The following is a 3,590-nucleotide window of genomic DNA, read 5'->3' on the forward strand; positions in this document are numbered from 1 at the left end:
GCGGCGCGGCCCGCGGGCACGTACTTCGACGCGGCGATGGAGGAGGCCGCCCGGCTCTATGAGGACCTGGAGTCCGAGCAGGCGCTGGCGGCGGTGACCCGGGCGCGGCGGCTGGCGCGGACGGACGAGGAGCGCAGCGCGGCGGCCATCTACGAGGGCGTCATCCTGGCGGACATGGGACGGCGCGATGATGCGCTGGCTTCGTTCCGGGCGGGTCTGCTGCTGGCGCCGGAGGCGAAGCTGCCGGCGAAGGTGTCACCCAAGGTGGTGGGGGACTTCGAGGCGGTGCGGCAGACGGTGCGGCAGGAGCGCGTGGTGGTGGAGGAGCCGGCGGAGCCAACGCGGCCTGCGGTGGTGGAGAAGCCTGCGGATACGCCGGTGCGGCCTCCGGTGGTGGAGAAGCAGGTGACGCTGGATCCGCCTCGGGTCGCAGTGGCGTCTGAGCCGGCTCCGGGCGTGGATTTGAAGGCGGCGGGTGCGGAGCGCGCGGGGCTGCGAATTCCGACGGTGTCGTGGGTGTTGCTGGGGACCGGCGTGGTGGCGGGCGGCGTGGGGTCCGTCATCGGGCTCCAGTCGCGCGGCAACGTGAGCTCCGCGCGCGATGCGGACCTGTCCGGGGACGTCAGCGGGCATCTGGATGATGCGCGGGGCCAGGCGGTCGTGGCGAACGTGCTCTTCGGCACGGCGGCCGCGGCGGCGGTGGGCGCCATCACCACGTTCTTCCTGAGCAGTGATTCCACCGTCGCGGAGGGTGGACAGTGAGAAACTGGATCGTGGTGACCGTGGCCTCGGGGTGCCTGGGCATCGGATGCACCGTACCGGAGACAGACCAATTCACGCTGGAGCGGCTCTGTGAAGGACAGGGGTCGCAGGCGTTGGAAGGACTCCTGCGTGCGGATCCCAGCACCTGCGACCGTGGACTGGAGCTGATCGTCCAGCCCATGGGTTTCAACCCTGGCTGCATTCGCGCGGCGCTTTGGTCGAAGGACGGCACAGGGGCCGCGTCGACCGTGGTACCGCGGAACCCGAACATGAGTGACGGGGCTGCGTTCCACGTGGTTGCCTTGTTGTCCGACGCATTGCGAGACGAACTGCGGCTCGAAGTGGATGCATTCGAACAGACCTGTGACGCGGCGCCTGTCACAAGCCACGCGTTCACCGTGGGGCACCCCGAAAAGGGACAAATCGCACAGTCCCTTATCGAATTGCCTGCCCTTGATGCGGATGGAGATGGATTTATCTCCAAAGGCACTGGAGGCACCGACTGCAACGATTCTGACTGGTCCATCAAAGACAAAATCTTGTGGTATCCCGACATGGACGGAGACGGCTACGGGAGCAATTCCAACACCGCGCCTGTCGTCCGTGAGTGTAGCGGCCCCAGCCAATACGCAAACAACAACAGGGATTGCAACGACAACGACTCCCTGATCAGCCCCGGGCAGGCTGAACTCCGCTGCGACGGACGGGATGACAATTGCGACAACCGCGTCGATGAAGGCTTCAATATCGGGGCCACATGCGTGTTGCCAAGGGGTGGACGAGGGGTCATTACCTGTGACCCAGCGAACCCGTCACGCATCACCTGTACCGGTTGAGCAGACTTGAAGAAACGCCCGTCACTCCGCCGCGAGGTTCAGCTTGAAGACGTTGTCCTGTCCCGCCTTCACCACGAAGGAGCGGGTCACGTCCTTGCCCAGGTCCTTGTTCACGACGCGGACCTGGTGCGACCCCTCCGTCGCCTCCACTGCGGCGAAGGGCGTCTGACCCAGGTTCTTGCCGTCCAGGTACACCGTGCCGAACGGACGGACGCGGAACTCCACCTTGCCCTTGGGTAGCTCGCGACGGACCGGGGGGGCCACCCGTCGGACCGGCGGCGGGTTCGTGCTGGCCACCACGGGCTTCGCCACGACCACGGGCCGCGGAGTCGGCGGCACGGGCGGAGTCACCTCCACCACCTGCCCCGCATCGCGTGTCTCCACGGAGGACTCCGTCGTGGGCTTCACCTCGGCTACGACCACCGGAGTTCCGCTGTCCACCGTCCCGGCGGCCACCGGATCCACGCGCACCTCGGGCACGGCCGGTGTCACCACCGGGTCCACTGGCTTCACGGGGACGTCGTCCTTCCGAGCCACCGGCGTGGACGGACTCACGGGCACAGCGGCCTTCTCACTCCGGCCCAGGAGCGCAAAGCCGCCCGCAAGCCCGGCCATGCTCACCAACACCACCGCTCCAACCGCCATCCTCCGGGAGGCGCGCGGTGTCGCCAGGGCCTTGCCGGACTCCGAAACCTCCAACGGTTTGAACCATGTGGACCGCTCGGACCGGGCCTCCGGAGACGCGGCGGCCAACAGACTGCCCGCTGACGGTGTCGCGGGATCCGTCGCCGCGTCGAACCGGCTCGAGGGCACGTCGTTCCCCGATGCCGTCACCGCGGGCGCCTCCATCGACGCTCGCGAGGACACCGGCTCCCACGCCGTGCCCACCACACGGCCGGGCATGGGCGTCGTCACCGCCGCCCTCCGGCCCTGCTCCTTCGCGGGGGGCTCCTTGTCCGCCACGACCAACGGCGCCGTCTCCCGCCCCTTCGCGGGCGTGGGCGCCGGGGGCATCGTCTCCACGCCCTCCATCACCTGCGCCACCAGCCGGGCAATCTGGTACGCGCCCACCGGCTCGCCCAGCGACACCACGAACCGCTCCAGGTCCGCCTGGAACGCGCGGCAGTCCGGGTAGCGCTCCGCCCGGTCCTTCGCGAGCGCCTTCTCCAAGATGCGCTGCATCGCCTCCGGCAGGTCCGGCCGGCGCTGCACCGCGGGCACGTAGGGCTCGAAGAGGATGGCCTGCATCATGCCCACGTCCGTCGTCGCGTCGAAGGGACGCCGGCCGGTGAGCAGCTCGTAGAGCACGATGCCCAGCGCGTACACGTCCACGCGCCCATCCATGGGCCGGGCCTGGAGCTGCTCCGGCGGCATGTACGCCACCTTGCCCTTCACCACGCCCGTCTGCGTGCGGTGCCCCTGCCCCGCCACCTTCGCGATGCCGAAGTCCACCACCTTCACCGCGCCCTGCCGCGACACCAGGACGTTCTCCGGGCTGATGTCCCGGTGCACCAACCCCAGCGGCGCCCCCGTCTCCGGATCCGCCAGCTCGTGCGCGAACGCCAGGCCCTCCGCGGCGGCGGCCACCATCTTCGCGCACACACCCGCGGGCAACGGCTGCTTCAGCTCCTGCGAGCGTTTGATCAACCGCCGCAGCGTGGGCCCGTCGATGTACTCCATCGCCAGGAAGTAGCTGCCGTCCGCCTCGCCGAAGTCGAAGATCTGCACCACGTTCGGGTGGTCCAGCCGGGCGGCCAGCTGCGCCTCGCCCAGGAACATCTCCACGAACGCTTCATCCTCCGCCAGGTGCGGCAGGATGCGCTTGAGCACCAGCGTCTTCTCGAACCCCCGGGGCCCCGCCGCCTTCGCGAGGAACACCTCGGCCATCCCGCCCGAGGCGAGCTTCCGCACCAACTGGTACTTCCCCAATTGCATGGACCCAGAGCTTTCCCATGGTTCGCGGGAAAGGGAAATCCCCGCCCCACCCGGGAC

The 3,590-nt window shown here is 68.9% G+C and carries 3 protein-coding genes; 2 read left to right on the forward strand and 1 reads right to left on the reverse strand.

Annotated elements, in window-relative coordinates:
* On the forward strand, positions 1-762 hold a 762-nt coding region (locus D7Y11_RS43625), incomplete at its 5' end, for a tetratricopeptide repeat protein (RefSeq protein WP_158642064.1).
* The gene (locus tag D7Y11_RS42045) at positions 759-1,598 is read left to right on the forward strand and encodes a MopE-related protein (RefSeq protein ID WP_126936469.1); all 840 of its coding nucleotides are present in this window, start codon (positions 759-761) and stop codon (positions 1,596-1,598) included. The genes D7Y11_RS43625 and D7Y11_RS42045, both read left to right, overlap by 4 nt.
* A gap of 21 nt (positions 1,599-1,619) precedes the next feature.
* On the opposite strand, the gene D7Y11_RS42050 is transcribed toward D7Y11_RS42045, so the two are convergent.
* Positions 1,620-3,533, reverse strand: coding sequence for a serine/threonine-protein kinase (locus D7Y11_RS42050; protein WP_126936470.1), 1,914 nt, complete (start codon positions 3,531-3,533; stop codon positions 1,620-1,622).
* Positions 3,534-3,590: the final 57 nt, after the last annotated feature.

The organism is Corallococcus sp. AB018, from assembly GCF_003986945.1.
Lineage (GTDB): Bacteria > Myxococcota > Myxococcia > Myxococcales > Myxococcaceae > Corallococcus > Corallococcus exiguus.

Bases quoted from the DNA above. Each gene is read 5' to 3' on its own strand.
- D7Y11_RS42050 (WP_126936470.1), bottom strand. From the start codon at position 3,533: ATGCAATTGGGGAAGTACCAGTTGGTGCGGAAGCTCGCCTCGGGCGGG.